The sequence below is a fragment of the Ensifer sp. Root954 genome, assembly GCF_001429005.1.
Taxonomy (GTDB): Bacteria; Pseudomonadota; Alphaproteobacteria; order Rhizobiales; family Rhizobiaceae; genus Ensifer; species Ensifer adhaerens.
The window spans coordinates 44,624-62,303 of the sequence record NZ_LMJM01000010.1; the positions used below are offsets into that span (position 1 = coordinate 44,624).

Consider the following 17,680-nt stretch of genomic DNA (forward strand, 5'->3'; position numbering starts at 1 on the left):
TTGGGTGACCAAGAAGGTGCCCTTGATGTTGACGTTCAGGATCTGGTCGACATCCTTCTCTTCAACAAGTTCCGCAAGGTTGCCAGGCGCCACGCCAACGTTGTTCACTAGGATATCAATCGTCTCGAAGGTCGCCAACGCGGTGTCGACCGCTTGTGTGATCTGGCGGCTGTCGGAGATATCCATCGGGACCGCGAGGACACGGCGGCCCGTGCTTTCCAGTTCCGCCACGAGATCCCCGACTGCCTCGACGTTACGCACGCCAATGATCACATCGGCCCCGGCAGCTGCACAGGCTAGCGCACACGCCCGACCGATGCCACGCGCAGCGCCGGTTACCAACGCCACCTTGCCATCGAGACTGAAATTTGGTGCTTTAACTGTCATTTCGAAATTCCACTCGCTTCTGTTGTCGCTGATTATGCGGTCGCGGCGGCGAACCTGGCTGGCTTGCGGCCTAGGATAATCATTTCGAGCGCGTCGTCCTGCGTCAGTTCCTTAGTTGGGTAGGACCCAACAACCCTCCCTGACTTCATGACCGTGATCCGATCGGAGAGCTGGAAGACGTCGTGCATGTCATGACTGATCAAAAAGATCCCCAGCCCCTGCCGCTTCAGTTCCTGAATGAGCAGGCCCACATTCTTGGTTTCCTCGGGGCCTAGGGCTGCAGTGGGTTCATCCATGATCAGGATGCGAGCGTTGAAATGCAACGCCCGCGCGATCGCGACTGCTTGTCTCTGTCCGCCCGACATCGAGCGGACCGACGCATTGAGCGATGGGATCCTCAAGCGCATCCGCTCGATCGTCTGCCGCGCGCCGTGTTCCATCGCTTCCGTGTCGAGAAACCCGAAGCGATCGGTCTGCTCGCGCCCGAGGAAGAGGTTGGAAACGGCATCGAGATTGTCGGCGAGCGCGAGCGTCTGATGGATTGTTTCGATCCCCAGTTCCTGGGCGTCGTGCGGTGAGCGGATGTCGACCGGTTTTCCGTCGATCAGGATTTCCCCGCTGTCTGCCGGAAAGACGCCCGAGAGCATCTTGATGAAGGTGGACTTCCCCGCGCCGTTGTGGCCGAGCAGAGCCACGACTTCGCCAGGCATGAGCGAAACGCTGACATTCTCTACCGCGTGAACGCCTCCAAACGCCTTGTTGACGTTGCGAGCCTCGAGCAAAGGGGTCGTCATGATGGCCTCCTTTCGCGCCACATCGTATCGATCCAGACGGCCAGGACGAGAACTCCTGCAAGAACCATGCTTTGCGTGGGGCTCGGGATTCCGAGAAGCACCATGGCACTCTGCAGGCTCTGCATGATGAGAGCGCCGACGCATCCTCCCAGGATAGTCCCGGCGCCGCCGGCAAGCGAAGTTCCGCCAATGACGGCCGCAGCGATGACGTAAAGTTCCATCATCGTGCCAGCGCCGCTCGCCGCCGCATTTAGCCTCGCGGTCAGAACTATGGATGCGAGGCCCGAAAGCAGCCCCATAAGAGCGAAAACCTTTAGGACGACGCGCTGCGTGTTGATGCCGGTCAGACGCGCGCTCTGCGGATCGCCGCCGACGGCGAACACGTGTCTTCCGAACCTGTGTCGTTTGGCTATGAGGGTCATCGCCGCCGTCACACCGATCAGGATCAGGACGGGGAACGCGAGCCCCATCGGTTCGTCCGTCCCCGGCTTGTTGTAGCTGTTCATAATCGCGACGAAACCGAAGGCGCACGCGCACCAGGCTGCCGCAGAGAAGTAGTCGGCTATCTGAAGCGGCTTCTGGATGCCTAGCAGACGCTTACGACGGTGCTTGCGCACTAGGCTGCCCATGACAATTGCTGCGACCAAGAACGCGAAGATCCAGCTCATCGGCCCGCCGAGAACGCCGTTCTGACCGCCACCCAGAATTTGAAAAGTCTCGCTGAGGGGGGCGATGGTCGTTCCATCGTTCAGTTCATAGGCCGCGTTTCGGAGGAAGAGCAGCCCTCCGAGGGTCACGACAAAGGAGGGTATGCGCGCGTAAGCCACCAGGGCGCCTTGGATGAGGCCAATGAGCACGCCGCCGCCCAGCATGACCAGACAGGCGAGCCACCAAGCATGGATGCTGTCGGGGAACCATACGCTTTGAACGAGGCCGCCGAGAACGCCAAGAAAGCCAACTTGAGAACCGACCGACAGATCGATATGGCGGGTCACGATCACCAGGATCATGCCGGACGCCATAATTGCGACGACCGACACCTGAAGCGACAGATTGAACAGGTTGCGCGGCGACAGAAAAACTCCGCCGGTGAGAATGTTGGCGCAGAGCCAGATCAAGGCGAGCACGCCGACCATCGCCATCAGGCGCGTATCGGCGTGCCCTCCCCCGATCGCGCGTAGCAAGCGGGGGAGGACCTTACTTGAACTGGACACGGGCTGGGACACCGTTGTCATTGCAAAACTCCTGGATGTCGCGGGCTATTCGCACGCCTTCGGCGGATTTTCGGTCACGCCGTTGCACAGCGCATCCTTCGAAATCCAGCCGGACTGTACAACGAGGTCGAGGTTGTCTCGCGTGATGGCGATCGGATCGAGGATAATGGCGGGTTGCGATGCTCCGGAGTCGGTAGTGCCCGGCGACACGCCGGTGACCGAGTCGATCTTGGCGCCCTTGATAATCTCGACAGCCGCCTTCGCTGCCACAGTTCCCAGCGCATTGGCGTCTTTCCAGACGGTCATGGTTTGCTGCCCCTTGGCGATGCGGTTCAGCACGTTCTTGTCGCCGTCCTGACCGGAGATGGCAACTCTTCCGAGGAGATTTTGGCTTGCTAGCGCTGCGGCGACGCCATTGGCGATGCTGTCGTTCATGGCGAGGACGGCGTCGACCTTGTTGTCGTTTGCAGTCAGCACTTGCTCCATGAGAGCCTGCGCGACGTCAGGCTTCCACTGCTCCACGTTCTGCTGTGCGACGAACTTGATATCACCCTTGTCGACTGCGCCTTGCACAGCCTGCATCTGGCCACTCTTGAAGACCTGCATGATCGTCTGCGCCGGATCGCCATCCATGGCCACCCAGTTTCCCTTAGGCACTGCCTTGAGGAGAGCTTCGCCCATCACCCGGCCGACGGCTACGTTGTCGAAACTGGTGTAGAGCACGTCGCCCGTGTCGATTGGGGCATCATACGCTATGACGGTGATGTTTTCACGCTTCGCCGACTCAATGACGGGGATGATTGCCTTGGCATCCTGGGCGACGATAATCAGCACCTTCACGCCGCGAGCGATGAGGCTTTCTATGTCGGCAGCCTGCTTCTGCGGATCACCCTGCGCGTCGATCCCGACGTATTCTACGCCCGCTCCGTCGAAGACCGACTTCATCGCAGCTTCGTCGATCTTCCAGCGTTCGTCCTGAAAATAGCGCCAACTGACACCAACTGCATCCTGGGCGAAGGCCGAGGATGCGCCAGTGATGAGTGCCAACGTGGCAACGCTAGCAGCAAGGATTTTCGAAAATTTCGACATTAGGCTCCTCCCTTCGAATGAGATTTGCGTGCGGTATCTCCCTGCGCACGCATCAGCACGACCTCCCGTCGCGCCATTTGTATTTGTTTAAAGCAGATACATATTGGAGTCAATAAGGCTTTTTAGAGCCAACTTACGAACACTGAAAGCCGTCTTCGGCTCCGAGCTGTGGCTCCCTACCGCCCGCAACACGCGGGCGCCCGGTGGGAAATCTCCCAACGGTCAGTGCCACTGCCCGTCAGAGGTCAATCTTCGCTAGCGGCGGCTCGGGCCTGCTTCCCACGTAGAGCCAGAGTTTGCTAAGCACCATCGCAACCCGAGCCTGAGCAAACGGGTTGCTGCCTTTCGGAACTTTTGTGGGGGCTGTAGCTCAATGGTTAGAGCCATCGGCTCATAACCGATTGGTTGCAGGTTCGAGTCCTGCCGGGCCCACCAATAAGCGTTCTGCTCCTGGTAATTTACCAATCGTCTGAACAGCCAGCAGATCGCGCCGCTTGCTGCTGCTGGTAAATCCTCGTGGGAGTCTTGAACGGACTCTGCCGCACCACTGCAACTATGACTGGCGGCTATCGCGTCGGCTTTTAGGGAAGCCAGCTTGCGGTCACCGCCCCTTCAGTTCCAGCGTGGTGGAGCCCCGATATGACTTTTCAGCGCCTCTGTGAATGCCCTGACTTTGGCAGATGGCACTTGGAGCGCGCGCAGGAGGTAGATCCCCGAAGGCCTCTCATTCCACCCTTCGCCCGATAGCGAAAGGCGCACAAGGTCACCCACCTGGACTGAAGGTCCTGAGACCCAGCTCGGCAGGAATGCCACACCCATTCCCTCGATCGCGGCCCCGTTCAACGCTTCAAAATCGTCGGACCGGAAGACGACGTGCTCACAAGTTTCTGCAGTCGGCGCCCCGACAATATGCGACCAGCCAAGAAGATCATTGCCATGGAGCTTGTCGAGGACACGATGTTGGCGGAGCGCGTCTTCACTGTCCGGCACGCCATAGTGCTCAAGATAAGTAGGGCTCGCCACGACGATGCGATCGTGAGGTGCCAGTTTGGTCGCGATCAGCGTGCTGTCCGATAGCTCTCCCATTCTCACCACCAAATCGAGCCGCTCTGCAACCGGGTCGGCCAGCCGCTCGGTCAGATCCAGCTCGACATGCAAGCTCGGGTGTTGCTGCGCAAGCGACGCCAGAACAGGAATGACATAGCGTTTTCCGAAGGTCGGGAAGCAAGCGATCCGCAGCGTGCCGCTGACCGCACTGTCAAACGCTGCAACCTCGGCATGGGTATCGGCGAGATCGTCAAGCAAGCGCTGCGCCCGTTCAAAAAGGTGACGTCCCGCGTCCGTCAAAGATAGCGCCCGTGTAGAGCGCACAAGGAGCGGGACTCCCAGGTCCTGCTCAAGCGCATCGACCTGACGGACGATAGCCGAGGGAGTGACAGCCCGACGCCGGGACGCGGCCGAAAAGCTGCCCGCGCGGACGACGTCGACATAAACCGCCAGATGTTCGGCGAAGCGTGGGTCCCTCATCTTTGCCTACGACGCAAAACCGTTCCGACCATTCAGTTGGTTATCATTCGAGGGCATCAGGAGCACATTCCTTCTCGTCAACGGGCAGTTTTGCTCACCAAACAGAAGGAACACTCCCATGGTCAAGGTCCTCGATACAATTCTCTCACAATCCGCCTATTCCGCACAGATTGACGTTCCGCTCGAAAAGATCGACATCGCCGATTGGCTCTTCAACCTGCCCGAAGCCGAATATCTCGGCTGCTGCCCGCCCGACCACATCGCAGCCGGCGTCACCTGGACCGACGACGGCCGTCGCATGTCGATCAATGTCGAGCAGATCGGCTCGGGCCTCGTCGTGCAGCACTATGTCGCCGAGGTTGCTGAACCAGCCTATTGCCGCATGAACTCGATTTCGGATGTCTTCACCGCCAACGGACGCACCCAGGTCAATGTCGTCTGGGAGCTCATTGCCGAGAAGATCGACGACCGCAGGACGCGCTACACCAACAAGGTCACCGCCCATCCGACGGATGCGTTCATGACCTTTATCCAAGACCGTGGCGTCACCTATGAAGACGCTGCAGCAGCCCGCCAGGCTGCAGGCGGAGACCATAACCGGCGCGAAACTCCGCTATTTGCCGCCAGCATCGCCCGGCGCGCGCTTTCGAAGTAAGGACCCTTGCGATGAAAGCGATCATCTTCGATGACTTCGGAGGCGCAGATATCATGCGGCTTGGCGAAGCTCCAATGCCTGAGGTGCGTCCCGACGACCTCCTGGTTAAGGTCATGGCGGCAGGTGTAAACCGCGCTGACCTTCTTCAACGTGAAGGTGTCTACGGTTCTCAGACTTACGGCGATAGCAACATTCTGGGCCTTGAGGTCGCAGGAGAAGTGATAGCCGTCGGAAAGGCAGCCAGCGGCTTTGCCGTTGGCGACCCTGTCATGGGCATTGTCGGTGGTGGCGCCTATGCCCAGTATGCGCGTCTCGACAGCGGCATGGCCGCGGTCATTCCGGCCGGCCTGTCCTTCATCGACGCAGCCGCGGTCATGGAAAGTTTCGTGACTGCTTGGGAGGCGCTTTCGCACCTCGGCAAAGCTGCGGAAGGTGAGACAGTTCTCGTTCATGCTGCCGCGGGCGGAGTCGGATCGGCTGCCGTTCAACTCGCAAAGGCTGTCGGAGCTACGGTGTTGGCCACGGCGTCCACAAGCAACATCGAAAATGTGCTATCGCTCGGTGCAGATGCTGTGTTCGACTACAAGCAGGCCGACTTCGAGGCAGAGAGCATTGACGCGACAGCTTCTCGCGGTGTGGATCTGATCATCGACTTCGTCGGCGGGTCCTATCTGGCGCGCAACATCAGAAGCCTCGCGCCGGGCGGTCGCCTCGTTCAGGTCGGCCTGCTGGGGCGCGATGACAATGCCATTATTCCTCTCGATATCTTGCTTCACAACCACATACAATTGATGGGCACGGTCATGAAATCCAGGTCGCGGTTGGAGAAGAGAGCGATGATCCGCCGGTTCCGGGACGAGATGCTGCCGATGATGGGAAAGGAGCTACGGCCGGTCATTGGCGCGGTATATCCAATCACGGCTACATCGGACGCCCATCGACGAATGGAGGCCGGCGGGCTATTTGGGAAGGTCATTCTGACTGGTTTTCATGAATGACGCAGGCAGGTGTGGCCCACCACGCCTCGAAGGGATCGGAACTGCAGCTCCGTCATTGTTTAGGCGGGCCGCCTTGATGGGAATCGAACCGGCGATACCACGATACTGACCGCCAAAGCGACCCGGGTTGCTGCAAGGGTCCAGCAGATCGATCCGACGGGAAAAACGTACCCGCTACCGTTGCCGACCGGAGTCAGAAGGCAAAAAATAGTAGGACGGCCAGCGTGATCTCGCGGCAGCAACGTGACGTCAATCGGTCGCCCGACCCCGTTCTATAAGATAACGGCAATCGCGTCCTCAAGGACTTTTGGCAGACCGAGGACATTTAGTCCAACATAGTCTGAAAAATCAAACGAGCGCGCTCTGCAGGATTTGGTGGAGGCCGAAGACGTGCCGCTGGCGAGGTCGTTCATTTCGGTTAGCGGTACCTTGTAGCCGCGGCCGGCCGCGTCACGCGCGACGCCGCAGCCATTGATGCCGCCGCCGATGACGAGAATGTCGTAGTCGAAGGCCCACCTTCACAGTCCGGCAACACAGACATACTTCAACTCGAGGAAGCCCTCGATGCCGTACCTCGAACCCTCGCGCCCGAGACCTGACTGTTTGATGCCGCCGAACGGCGCCATCTCGTTTGCGATCATGCCCGTGTTGACGCCGACCATTCCGGCCTCCAGCGCCTCGGCGACACGGAAGACACGCGCTATGTCCTTGGCGTAGAAATAGGAGGCGAGGCCAAACTCGCTGTCGTTCGCCATGGAGGTCACATCGGCTTCATCCTTGAAGGCGATGATGGGCGCGAGCGGAGCGAAGGTTTCTTCTTTGGCAACTTTCATCGACTGGGTGACGCCAGCAATGACGGTTGGCTCGTAGAAGCTACCGCCGAGTGCGCTGCGCTTGCCGCCTGCGAGCAGCCGCCCGCCCTTTTCGAGCGCGTCGGCCACATGCTCCTCCATCTTTGCGACGGCCTTATCGTCGATCAGCGGGCCCAGGCTAACGCCGGCCTCCGTGCCTCGGCCCAGCGTCAGTGTCGCGACCTTGGCCAGCAGCTTTTCCGTGAAAGCTTCGACAACGCTTTCCTGCGCATAGATGCGGTTGGCGCAGACACAGGTTTGCCCTGCATTGCGGAACTTCGAGATCATGGCGCCTTCCACGGCCGCATCGAGATCGGCGTCGTCGAAGATGATGAACGGCGCGTTGCCGCCAAGCTCCAGGGAAAGGCGCTTGATGCCGTCCGCGGCTTCCTTCATCAGCCAGCGGCCAACGCCGGTCGAGCCGGTGAAGGTGATTTTGGCGATCTTCGGATTCTGGCAGAACTCCGTGCCGATCGGCCGCGCCTCGCCGGTGACGACGGAAAACACGCCCGCTGGTACGCCCGCCCGCTCGGCGAGCACGGCGAGCGCCAACGCCGAGAGCGGCGTCTGCGAGGCGGGCTTTAGGAGCATGGAGCAGCCGGCAGCCAGTGCCGGCCCGGCTTTGCGGGTGATCATGCCGTTCGGGAAATTCCATGGCGTGATGGCGGCGCAGACGCCGACGGGCTGCTTCAGCACCATGATGCGCTGGCCCGCATTGGCGCCGGGGATGATATCGCCGTCGATGCGTTTGGCCTCTTCGGCGAACCATTCGAGGCAGGCAGCGTTGGAGATCACCTCGCCCCTGGCCTCTGCAAGCGGTTTGCCCTGTTCCGAAGTTAGGATTAGCGCCAGATCATCGGCATTCTCGAGGATGAGTTGGAACCAGGTGTTCAGCACCTTGGCGCGTTCTTTGGCGGTGCGCTTGGCCCAGAGTTTATGCGCGGTCTCGCCGGCGTCGATGGCGGTGGCGACTTCCTCGCGCTGTTAGCATCCTTGTCCCTTCAGTGCGCAACGCGTTCTTTGCCGAGACGGTCGCGTCCATGCAGACAGCACTCAAGAAGCAGCGCCTGCAACTCATCCTCGGCCACACCGAATATGACGAGCAAGAAGAAGAGGAACTGGTGCGCATGGCGTTGTCATGGGCAACGGCAGCCATTGTCCTAACCGGACTGTCGCATAGTGCCGCAACGCGCCGCCTGCTCGCCAACGTCACCATTCCCGTTATCGAAATCTGGGAGCTCGGCGTCCGCAGATCGACGCAGCCATCGGGTTTCATCACGATCAGGTCGGCGTTGCGGTGCCAGAACACCTTATCCAACAGGGTCGCCGCAATCTTGTCTTCCTCGGCGCCCGCATGCATCAGGACCGACGCGCCAAACAACGCTGTGACGGCTTCCTGCAAGCTGCGCACGCCGCCGGCGCGGTCGCCAAGGTCGCCGAACATCCAGATACGGCCTCTGCTGAAATCGGCTCAATGCTTTTGGCGGAAGCCTTGCGGCTCCATCCCGACACCGACGGTATCGCTTGTTCGAACGATCACATCGCGCTCGGCGCACTGTTCGCGTGCGAACGGCGGAAAATCGCCGTGCCGGACCGGCTGGCCGTGGTCGGCTTCGGCGATCTCAGCTTCAGCGCTGCATGCAATCCGCCCCTCACCACGATTCGCCCCTCCGGCGATCTAATCGGCCGTGAAGCCGCGCGGTTGATCGAAGACCACCTCAACGGCGAGAAGCCTACCGAGTCGCGCATGATCGATACCCGGTTCACGTTGTAACATCGCCGCAGTAGCTAGATTAGAAAACCACCCCGCTCCGCCCCCGGAGGCAGTCACGGATCACCGGACCCGCACGTTCGCCGGGCCAAATTTCCTTGCGCATACTATGCCCGTCAGCTCAAAGTCAGCCATCGACCGTGACGACGCGCCGCTCCTTGGCGGACAGGTCCCGATTAACCCTCCCGCACTCCACCTCGACATGGCCGTTGGCCAGAATCGCCTCTCATTGGAACTTTGTATGCCAGTAGAAGGTTGCAGGGGCGTCCTTCGTGCAGCACAGGTATCTGGTATGCTCAAACATTCGGTAGCGGAGCAGGCGGCTAAGCAGCTAAACCGATCCAACGATACAGATAATACATTATGCGATCTTCGTGGCCCAAAGGGTGAACATCACAGCAACACGACTTGCAGGGCTCTTGGAAGCACGTTCTGTCCGGCGCGTAAGGCGCGTCCACGCTTAGGTCTGCAAACGACAGCATTGCGCCCCATCTCGGCCGTAGAGACCAGCTTTGCCACGTCCGAAAAGCAGACGTTGGCGGCGACGACCCTGGAGGTCGCGGTTCGCCACTTCCAGACGTTAACCTCGGAAGCTGCGATCGTCCCGTCTCGACCCAACGCTGTCATTCGCCTATAGCGCCCGCAATTTCCGGTGCTGACCCCAGAGCGGTCGCTGACCGTTACTCGCCTCGACGAGATAAAGGTGGCCGCCGCAGAGGCCTCGGCCGACCGAAGCCCAATAAACACACCAGCGGGTCTAGGAGTTCGCAGTTCTCCTTAGGTGCCGTTGAAAGAATAACTTGAAATCCCGAAAACTGTCGAAGCCAAGGGCGGTAGCAAGGCATGTGGCCGAGGTGGGGGAGACGGAGCAAACGGCAGCGATCGAACGAGCGCTGCCGAAGGCGACGACATCTGGCCCTGCAAGCGCCAGGCGAGCGAACTGCTCGAGTTGTTTGGGAAGCCTGAGGGACCTCGACGTGTACACGCCCTTAAGCTCCGGACAATTCAACCGGGCCTATCAGGATCGCGCCTTACCAAATCCGAACGTCTTTCGCAGACTCCCATCGACCGCCTTTGCTGGCATGAACCTGCGCAGGCGGCTTAGAAGAGTCGCTTGCCCCCCGACAGGCTGACGCATTTTGTACGGGCTCTTGAGGGCGACCAGGATTTTTTCTGCAACCAAGATCGGAGCTGGCGCAGATTTGATCTTAGCCAGAACAGTCTTCATCGTCGCTTCGGCCTGGCTGGCATAAACGCCCAAGGGCGCCTCCGTATTCGCGGCATTCACGTCGAGATTGGTGTTCGTGAACGTTGGTTCCATCAGGATAACGCGCACGTTGAAGTCGCGGATCTCGTGGTCGAGAGATTCGGACATGCCCTCGAGAGCGTGTTTGGTGCTGGCGTAGATTCCCATGAACGGCGCCGGCAGGAAGCCCAGAACTGAGCTGATATTAATTATTAGCCCGCTGCGTTCGCTTCGCATTGACGGCAGGACGGCGCGGATCATGCGAAGCGGGCCGAAGACGTTGACATCAAAGACCTTCGTTGCTTCCGCAATCGAAGTGTGTTCGACCGGGCCCGCCAAAGAAACACCGGCATTATTGATCAGGATGTCGATCTTTCCGGCCTCGGACAGAATCCAATCGACAAAGCTCGCAACGGATGCGTCATCAGTCACATCCAGGGTCCCGAACGTCACGCCGGAAATCGATCTGGCCCGCTTCAGATCGCGCGCGCCGCCGAATACACGGTAGCCGTTCTGCGCGAGAAGACCGGCGGTTGCCTCGCCAATCCCTGAGGACGCCCCCGTGATCACTACAACTTTCTGTTCGGGCACAGTGGCCTCCTCTATCCAATTTGTTTTCGGTTCTGACCTGTGGCTCATCAGGCAGGCTGACGCGCGGCAGCATAATTTTGATAGATTTTGATTGCAATCTATCTTGCTTTTAGATGTCATTCATAATATAAAAAATCAAGTGGCCTCAGACGAGGAGGGTTAAAAATCTCCGTGAACGGCGCATCCGGAGAGAAGCACGAGTTTGATGGTGAGCAGGCAATCGGCCCCGCGCCAGTTGCGGAACTTCCCACATGGAACCAAAGAGGCTGACCCAGCAATGACACACGGAAGCGAACCCCTGACATCCACCAACCCGTCGTCGAATTCGGCAACACTCACTGGCCTTGCGTTCGTACAAAGCCTTGCAAAAGGAAGCCGGCCACGCCCACCGATGGCAGAGTTGCTGCCGTTCCTCCTCCTGTCACCGAACGAGGCGCCGTTGAACTGAGGGCTTCTCCCGAACCACGTTTTGTCAACACGTTGAACACCGTGCACGGCGGCTGGAGCATGACGATGCTGGACACGTCCATGGCGCTCGCCGCGCATACGACGCTCAAGCCCGGTGAACTATGTCCCACCCTGGAAACGTCAGTGAAGTTCGTTCATCCGATCCTCGCCGATAGCGGAGAATTGCGAATTGTAGGCCATGTCCTTTCGCGTAGCCGGACCATCATAATCCTGGAGGGAAGAATAGAGACGTTGCAGGGTAAAGTTCACGCGCACGGCACTTCGACTTGCATGATCGTGCCGAAAGGCGGCTAGGCCTCCGTCAGCCCGATCTGTAGGGGCGACAACTGACGCTGATTGAACCGAAACGACAAATTTCAGGGGATGACCATCAGTCTCTGGGAACTGAGCACCTGGTCATCGCGGCACCTTCGCTAGAGCCCGCCGTACGAAGTGGGTCTGGGCTTCGAGTTCAGATTTCAAATCGCCGCCCTTCGCAATCCGCTCCTCTATGAGGCGCGGGTGAACGAACGGAATTAGCGCCACCATAACGCAGCGAGCAGCGTTGCCTGCATCCCCGCCCTTGAGTTCCCCGGCCTCCAAGCCCTCACGAATAGTCGCTTCAAATATCCTCGTCATTTCATCGAAGTACCACTTCGCGACCTCCCACTTGCCGTCTGTGGCGGCGACGAAAAGCTCGTGACTGTGCCGTTCTTCCACCAGTTGCAACTGAGTATGTTGATGAAGAGCGGCGAACATCTCAGCAAGCCTGATGCTTGCCGGAGCGCTCCCTTGCGAGATTTCGCGCGCGTCGTCGAGGGTCCTGTTCGCAATCCGGGCACAGACACTCTGATTTATTGCCGCTCTCGTGGGAAAAAAACGATACACGCTCGCTCGGCTTGCACCCAGGTTGAACGCTATGTCAGCAACTGTTGTCTTGCGATGACCGATACGGCGAATGTGCTCTTCCGCGACATCCAGAATAAGTTTGCGCCACCGCGCCAAAACAACACCGTCCGAATCTGTGGAATATACCTCGAACTCTTGACTGTTCGGTTTAGGTCCACGGGACGCCCAATGGGCTTTCCGGACCATCGATGCTGAGCCGCTGTCTTTTTCCTTCTCAGGGTCGGCCAGGCGAGTGCATAGACTGGACATGAGGGTCACTCCGCCGCAATCGCCAGTTTAAGGTTGGGAGCCCCCTCCTCCGACTGCGGATGCGGCTCCCTCTTAGGCGGCTTGATCCGGAACCAGGTCGCGTAAAGCGCCGGCAGGAACAGCAGGATCATCACTGTTCCGACGGCCGTGCCGCCGATCAGCGTATAGGCCATCGATCCCCAGAAGACCGAGTGCGTCAACGGAATGAATGCGAGCACGGCAGCCAACGCCGTCAGGATGACCGGCCTCGTTCTTTGCACGGTGGCTTCGATGACCGCATGGTAGTCATCCAGACCCGCCGCCTGATTTTCCTTGATCTGTTCCGTCAGGATCAACGTGTTGCGCATCAGGATGCCGGCCAATCCAATCAAGCCGAGGATAGCGTTGAAACCGAAAGGTTGGTTGAAGACGAGCAAGACCGGAACCACTCCTGCGAGCCCGAGCGGCCCCGTCAGCATCACCATCGTCATCGTCGACAGGCTCCGAACCTGAAGGATGATGACGATGAGCATGGCGGCAATCATGGCCGGGAAAATCTGGACGAGGGCCAGGTTCGCTTTCAGCGACTCTTCGATGTTGCCACCCATTTCGATGCGGTAGCCGACGGGTAGCGAAGCAATCAGCGGCTGAAGTGCCTGCATGACTTGCTGCGAAACTTCCGGCGGCTGCGTTGCCTCGTTGATGTCCGAGCGGATGGTGATGACCGGAGTGCGGTCGCGGCGCTTCATGATCGGCTCTTCGAAGCGGATCTCGGAGTGGCCAATCTGATCGAGCGGAACCGGACGGCCATTCCTGCTCATCAGCGAAAAGTCCGCCAGCCTCGAGGGATCGAGCCTGTTTTCACCGGCGCTGCGCGCGACTACCGGAACGTTACGAATGTTTTCGCGAACCTGCGTGATTGGCACCCCACTCAGCAACAACTGCATCTGTTGGGCGGCCTCCGAAGGAGAAAGGCCGATAAGGTTGAGCCGGTCCTGATCGGGAATAAAGCGCAGTACAGGTGTGCGATTGCCCCAGTCGCGGTTTGCTTGGCGAAGGTCGGGCACAGTCTTCATGATTGCGAGGGCTTGTTCGGAGATTTTATACAATTCATCCGGATCCGGTCCCATGATGCGAAACTCGACCGGGAACGGCGTATAAGGGCCGAATACGAGTTGTGTCACCCGCACGTAAGCTTCTGGCGCAAGGCCGTTGGAGATCGCCGCGCGCAGGCGATGCTTCAAGGCTTCGCGTCCATGCGCATCGGGTGTCAGCACGACGATCTTGGCGAATGCCGGGTCTGGCAGTTCGGGCGCCATGGCGAAAAAGAAGCGCGGTGCACCCTGGCCGACGTAGCTGGTGGCAATCTTCGTTTCGGGCTGCTCTTTCAGCCAGCCTTCGAGTTTCTCGACCGTTGCAGTGGTCGTCTCAATGCTGGTTCCTTCCGGCATGCGCACTTCCACCAGAACTTCGGGGCGATCCGACGTCGGGAAGAACTGCTGCTTTACGGATCCCATGCCGACGACCGAGACGGCCATGACGACACCGACGAGACCGCAGGTCAGGAACTTGTGACGGACCGCGAACTCGATGAGGCTGCGAAGGCGCCGGTAATTCGGGGTGTTGTAGATGGCGTGATGACCGCCCTCCACCGGCTTGATTGCGGGCAGCATCTTGACGCCGAGATACGGCGTGAAGATCACCGCCACGATCCAGGAGACGATCAGCGCGAAACCGACGATCCAGAAGATATTGCCGGCATATTCGCCGGCGGTTGATCTGGCAAAGCCGACCGGCATCAACCCGATGATCGTCACCAGGGTGCCGGACAGCATCGGGGCGGCCGTGTGGCTCCAGGCATAGGCGGCCGCCTTGATGCGGTCCATGCCTTCTTCCATCTTCACCACCATCACCTCGATGGCGATGATGGCATCGTCGACGAGCAGACCGAGTGCGAGAATCAACGCGCCAAGTGTGATGCGGTCGAAAAACCGCCCGGTTTCCAGCATGATCAGGAAGACGACGCCGAGCGTCAGCGGAACGGCAAGCGCTACGACGATACCGACGCGCCAGCCCAGGCTAACGAGGCTCACGAACAGGACGACGCCGAGTGCCATGGCGAACTTCAGCATGAATTCGCCGACGGCTTCCTGGATATTGACAGCCTGGTCGCTCACCTTTGCGAGCGTGATGCCTAGCGGCAGACTTTCCGCGATTTTGGAAGATCGTTCTTCCAGTGCCTTGCCGAGTTCCAGCCCGTTCCAGGCCTGCTGCATCACCACCCCAAGCATGATGGCGGGCTCGCCGTCATGGCGAATGACATAGGTGGCGGGATCCTGATAGCCGCGGCGCACCTCGGCGAAATCCGACAGCTTCAGGACACGTCCACCCGCGACGATCGGCGTCTCGGCAATCGACTCGACGCTGTCATAGGCACCGTCGAACCGGATAAACACCTGGGGACCCTGCGTATCGATCGATCCTGCGGGGGTCACTGTATTGCGTCGTTGCAGGGCAGCAGCGATGTCTTGCGCCGAGATCCCAAGCGTTGCCAGCTTGGAATAGGAAAACTCCACGAAAATCTGTTCCGGCTGCTCGCCGAGAATGTTTATCTTTTTTACGCCCGGGACGTGAAGCATGTCCTGACGGATCGTCTCGGCCTGCCGCACGAGATCACGCATGGCCATGCCCTTCGCCTTCAAGGCATAGAGGGCGAAGCTGACGTCGGAGTACTCGTCGTTGACGAAAGGACCGATCACTCCTGGAGGAAGATTACGAGCTTCGTCGCCAAGTTTCTTGCGCGCTTGATAGAATTCTCCCTCGACGGCCGACGCTGGAGTGTTGTCCTTTAGCGTCACTGTCAGGAAGGCGTAACCGGGTCGCGTAGTCGTTTCCACACGATCGTACCAGGTCAGTTCCTGGATGCGCTTTTCGAGCGGTTCGGCGACCAGATCCTGCATTTCGCGCGCGGTCGCACCCGGCCAAACAGAGGTAACGGTCAGCGTCTTGATGGTGAATGACGGGTCTTCTGCTCGGCCCAGCTTGACGAAGGCATAGGCGCCGGCGGCGGCCAGCAGGACGATGAAGAACAGGGTGACGGCTCGCTCACGAACAGCGAGCGCGGAGAGATTGAAGCTCATCAGTTTGCCGCCTCTGCTTTTTCCACGCCGGTGCGCACACTTGCGCCGTCCCGAAGCAGATGCGCTCCAAGGGCAACGATCGCCTCCCCGGCCCTCAGGTTCGAGACTATGGCCTTCTCTTCGCCGACCCGCTCGACCTTCACTTCCCGGAAATGAACACTGGAACTCTGCTCATCCAAAACCCAGACACCCGTGCGAGCACCGTCATCGAGAAGCGCGCCAACGGGGACCTCGGCATGTAACTGTGCCGCTTCGTTCTGCAGGCTTATCGTGACCGTTGCCCCCAAGGGCGCGGACCCCGCAGAACCCTGCAATACCCAGCGCGTTTCATAGGTACGGGTTTGAGGATCGGCGGCATCGGAGATCTGCCTGAGGGCCGCCTTTTCGGTCGTGCTCCGGCCATAGATGGTGGCCTGCGCGACGGCACCAATCTCGGGCCTGAGATTTTCAGGCAACCAAACGAGTGCTTCGCGAGGTCCTGCTTTGGCGAGCCGGACGACCGGCTGGCCTGCCGAGACCACCTGTCCCGGCTCGCCGAGCGTCTCAACGATCGTGCCGTCCGCGTCCGCCACGAGAACCGCATATGCGGCCTCATTTTCCGCGACCTTCGCCCCTGCTTCGGCCGCTGCGAGCTGGGCAGTCGCGGTGTCGAACGCTGCCTTCGACTGTTCGTATCTCTGCGGAGAAGCTGCCAAGCCGTTCTTGACGAGGGCAGCATACCGCCGCTCGTCGGCCTGCACCTGAATGAATGTTGCCTTGGCCGCAGCAACGGCGTTGCGCTTTGCGGATAGAGCAAGGCGCAGATCGGTGTCGTCAACCCGCATCAATGGCTGCCCGGCTTTGACTTCTTCGCCAAGGCCGACAAACCGTTCGACGATCTTTCCCGGAACACGGAAGCCGAGATCGCTCTGCACCCGGGCAGCAACCGTGCCGGTGAAGCTTCGGTTTGCTGTGTCTGGGGTCTTGGCTTTTGTGACGCTGACGAGCGGAGCCAGACTGCGTGGATCCGCGGCCTCCGCATCCTTGCTCGTCGACGGGAGTAGGAAAATCGCAGCGGCGACACCGACGAGGGCGACCACTGCCACTGTTGAGAGGAGGATTTTTCGTTTCATGGCACTGGCCTTCTTGACGGGGGCGGCATAATTCTTAGATTGCAATCTAACTCTAAGAGCATTATAGATGTCAACTGAAATCTAAAAGGAGACGATCATGAGGGTCAGTCGTGCCCAGGCCGAAGCGAATCGCGAGACGGTCATCAACGTCGCCAGCAGGCTCTTTCGCGAGCGCGGCTTCGATGGCATCGGCCTCAAGGATTTGATGAAAGGTGCCGGTCTTACGCAGGGCGGCTTCTATAAGCAGTTCGAATCCAAGGATGATCTGGCAGCACTTGCGTCGCGGCGAGCGTTGGAAAGCGCGACGCGCAGATGGTCCTCGGTCGCCGCATCGAGCGCGGATCCGCTTCAGGGCGTCATCGATCTCTATCTTTCGGCAGGGCACCGCGGGGAAACCGGAGACGGCTGCCCGCTGGTCGCCCTTGGATCTGATGCGGCTCGCCAGAGCGTCGACGTCCGCAAGCCGTTTCAGGACGGGATCAAAGGTCACCTGCAGGTTATCGAAGAACTGTTGCCGGCCAGCGGCGACGATGGCGATGCACCCCGCAAGGCCATGGCGATGCTCGCGCTCATGGTTGGCGCGGTCACTCTGTCACGCATCGTGACGGACGAGAAGTTGGCAGACCGTCTACTTGAAGCAGCAGCGACTGAAGCAAAGCGTGTCGCGGCCACGGAGCCGGTCGAGTGATGAGCGGAACGACAAGTTCTCAACCGGTTCAGC

At 59.7% G+C, this 17,680-nt stretch carries 15 protein-coding genes, 1 tRNA gene and 3 pseudogenes; 7 read left to right on the forward strand and 12 right to left on the reverse strand.

Going from position 1 to position 17,680, the window contains the following annotated elements:
* From ASE71_RS36770 to ASE71_RS06085, 4 genes are all read right to left on the reverse strand, one after another.
* Positions 1 to 387: SDR family NAD(P)-dependent oxidoreductase (locus tag ASE71_RS36770; RefSeq protein ID WP_244497355.1), on the reverse strand; the 387-nt coding region annotated here is incomplete at its 3' end.
* Positions 388 to 419: 32 nt separating this feature from the next.
* Entirely contained in the window at positions 420 to 1,181 is a 762-nt protein-coding gene (locus ASE71_RS06075; RefSeq protein ID WP_060520133.1) for an ATP-binding cassette domain-containing protein, read from the reverse strand.
* Positions 1,178 to 2,416 carry a sugar ABC transporter permease gene (locus tag ASE71_RS06080; protein ID WP_063891197.1) on the reverse strand — a complete coding sequence of 413 codons (1,239 nt, stop codon included), beginning with the start codon at positions 2,414 to 2,416 and terminating at the stop codon, positions 1,178 to 1,180. Before ASE71_RS06080 ends, ASE71_RS06075 begins: the two co-directional genes overlap by 4 nt.
* A 24-nt stretch (positions 2,417 to 2,440) precedes the next feature.
* A complete protein-coding gene (locus tag ASE71_RS06085; RefSeq protein WP_060520131.1) occupies positions 2,441 to 3,484 on the reverse strand; it encodes a substrate-binding domain-containing protein in 1,044 nt (347 codons plus the stop codon).
* Between the two features lie 359 nt (positions 3,485 to 3,843).
* Here ASE71_RS06085 and ASE71_RS06090 point away from each other — a divergent pair.
* Positions 3,844 to 3,919, forward strand: a tRNA-Ile gene (locus ASE71_RS06090).
* A 177-nt stretch (positions 3,920 to 4,096) separates the two neighbouring features.
* On the opposite strand, the gene ASE71_RS06095 is transcribed toward ASE71_RS06090, so the two are convergent.
* Entirely contained in the window at positions 4,097 to 4,789 is a 693-nt protein-coding gene (locus tag ASE71_RS06095; protein ID WP_244496896.1) for a substrate binding domain-containing protein, read from the reverse strand.
* Positions 4,790 to 4,825: 36 nt separating this feature from the next.
* Positions 4,826 to 5,011, reverse strand: a pseudogene (locus tag ASE71_RS36775) (helix-turn-helix domain-containing protein); the annotation flags it as partial.
* 118 nt (positions 5,012 to 5,129) lie between these two features.
* On the opposite strand from ASE71_RS36775, the gene ASE71_RS06100 reads away from it, so the two are divergent.
* Positions 5,130 to 5,666 (forward strand): hypothetical protein, encoded by a 537-nt coding sequence (locus ASE71_RS06100; RefSeq protein ID WP_060520129.1) that lies wholly within the window; start codon positions 5,130 to 5,132, stop codon positions 5,664 to 5,666.
* 11 nt (positions 5,667 to 5,677) lie between these two features.
* Positions 5,678 to 6,664 (forward strand): NAD(P)H-quinone oxidoreductase, encoded by a 987-nt coding sequence (locus tag ASE71_RS06105; protein WP_060520128.1) that lies wholly within the window; start codon positions 5,678 to 5,680, stop codon positions 6,662 to 6,664.
* Between the two features lie 272 nt (positions 6,665 to 6,936).
* Here the strand turns inward: ASE71_RS06105 and ASE71_RS37325 are convergent, their stop codons facing one another.
* Together ASE71_RS37325 and ASE71_RS06110 are read right to left on the reverse strand one after the other, a co-directional pair.
* Positions 6,937 to 7,161, reverse strand: coding sequence for an FAD-dependent oxidoreductase (locus ASE71_RS37325; RefSeq protein ID WP_274533441.1), 225 nt, complete (start codon positions 7,159 to 7,161; stop codon positions 6,937 to 6,939).
* 21 nt (positions 7,162 to 7,182) lie between these two features.
* A pseudogene (locus tag ASE71_RS06110) lies at positions 7,183 to 8,490 on the reverse strand (NAD-dependent succinate-semialdehyde dehydrogenase); the annotation flags it as partial.
* Between the two features lie 65 nt (positions 8,491 to 8,555).
* Between ASE71_RS06110 and ASE71_RS37330 the strand changes: the two are divergent.
* Positions 8,556 to 8,690: pseudogene (locus ASE71_RS37330) on the forward strand (LacI family transcriptional regulator); the annotation flags it as partial.
* 122 nt (positions 8,691 to 8,812) lie between these two features.
* Positions 8,813 to 9,289 carry a substrate-binding domain-containing protein gene (locus ASE71_RS34895; RefSeq protein ID WP_060539287.1) on the forward strand — a complete coding sequence of 159 codons (477 nt, stop codon included), beginning with the start codon at positions 8,813 to 8,815 and terminating at the stop codon, positions 9,287 to 9,289.
* Between the two features lie 1,015 nt (positions 9,290 to 10,304).
* On the opposite strand, the gene ASE71_RS06125 is transcribed toward ASE71_RS34895, so the two are convergent.
* The gene (locus ASE71_RS06125) at positions 10,305 to 11,123 is read right to left on the reverse strand and encodes an oxidoreductase (RefSeq protein ID WP_060520125.1); all 819 of its coding nucleotides are present in this window, start codon (positions 11,121 to 11,123) and stop codon (positions 10,305 to 10,307) included.
* 489 nt (positions 11,124 to 11,612) lie between these two features.
* On the opposite strand from ASE71_RS06125, the gene ASE71_RS36780 reads away from it, so the two are divergent.
* Positions 11,613 to 11,885 (forward strand): PaaI family thioesterase, encoded by a 273-nt coding sequence (locus ASE71_RS36780; protein WP_244496895.1) that lies wholly within the window; start codon positions 11,613 to 11,615, stop codon positions 11,883 to 11,885.
* A 102-nt stretch (positions 11,886 to 11,987) separates the two neighbouring features.
* Here the strand turns inward: ASE71_RS36780 and ASE71_RS06135 are convergent, their stop codons facing one another.
* The 3 genes from ASE71_RS06135 to ASE71_RS06145 are packed head-to-tail and all read right to left on the reverse strand — an operon-like array spanning position 11,988 to position 16,959.
* On the reverse strand, positions 11,988 to 12,728 hold the full coding sequence (locus tag ASE71_RS06135) for a TetR/AcrR family transcriptional regulator (RefSeq protein WP_060520124.1): 741 nt from the start codon (positions 12,726 to 12,728) through the stop codon (positions 11,988 to 11,990).
* 5 nt (positions 12,729 to 12,733) lie between these two features.
* On the reverse strand, positions 12,734 to 15,847 hold the full coding sequence (locus ASE71_RS06140; protein ID WP_060520123.1) for an efflux RND transporter permease subunit: 3,114 nt from the start codon (positions 15,845 to 15,847) through the stop codon (positions 12,734 to 12,736).
* Positions 15,847 to 16,959, reverse strand: coding sequence for an efflux RND transporter periplasmic adaptor subunit (locus ASE71_RS06145; protein ID WP_060520122.1), 1,113 nt, complete (start codon positions 16,957 to 16,959; stop codon positions 15,847 to 15,849). Before ASE71_RS06145 ends, ASE71_RS06140 begins: the two co-directional genes overlap by 1 nt.
* A gap of 97 nt (positions 16,960 to 17,056) precedes the next feature.
* Between ASE71_RS06145 and ASE71_RS06150 the strand changes: the two genes are divergently transcribed.
* Complete coding sequence (locus ASE71_RS06150) at positions 17,057 to 17,647, forward strand: TetR/AcrR family transcriptional regulator (protein WP_060520121.1); 591 nt, start codon at positions 17,057 to 17,059, stop codon at positions 17,645 to 17,647.
* Positions 17,648 to 17,680 lie beyond the last annotated feature (33 nt).

Bases quoted from the DNA above. Each gene is read 5' to 3' on its own strand.
- ASE71_RS06075 (WP_060520133.1), bottom strand. From the start codon at position 1,181: ATGACGACCCCTTTGCTCGAGGCTCGCAACGTCAACAAGGCGTTTGGA.
- ASE71_RS06080 (WP_063891197.1), bottom strand. From the start codon at position 2,416: ATGACAACGGTGTCCCAGCCCGTGTCCAGTTCAAGTAAGGTCCTCCCC.
- ASE71_RS06085 (WP_060520131.1), bottom strand. From the start codon at position 3,484: ATGTCGAAATTTTCGAAAATCCTTGCTGCTAGCGTTGCCACGTTGGCA.
- ASE71_RS06100 (WP_060520129.1), top strand. From the start codon at position 5,130: ATGGTCAAGGTCCTCGATACAATTCTCTCACAATCCGCCTATTCCGCA.
- ASE71_RS06105 (WP_060520128.1), top strand. From the start codon at position 5,678: ATGAAAGCGATCATCTTCGATGACTTCGGAGGCGCAGATATCATGCGG.
- ASE71_RS06135 (WP_060520124.1), bottom strand. From the start codon at position 12,728: ATGTCCAGTCTATGCACTCGCCTGGCCGACCCTGAGAAGGAAAAAGAC.
- ASE71_RS06140 (WP_060520123.1), bottom strand. From the start codon at position 15,847: ATGAGCTTCAATCTCTCCGCGCTCGCTGTTCGTGAGCGAGCCGTCACC.
- ASE71_RS06145 (WP_060520122.1), bottom strand. From the start codon at position 16,959: ATGAAACGAAAAATCCTCCTCTCAACAGTGGCAGTGGTCGCCCTCGTC.
- ASE71_RS06150 (WP_060520121.1), top strand. From the start codon at position 17,057: ATGAGGGTCAGTCGTGCCCAGGCCGAAGCGAATCGCGAGACGGTCATC.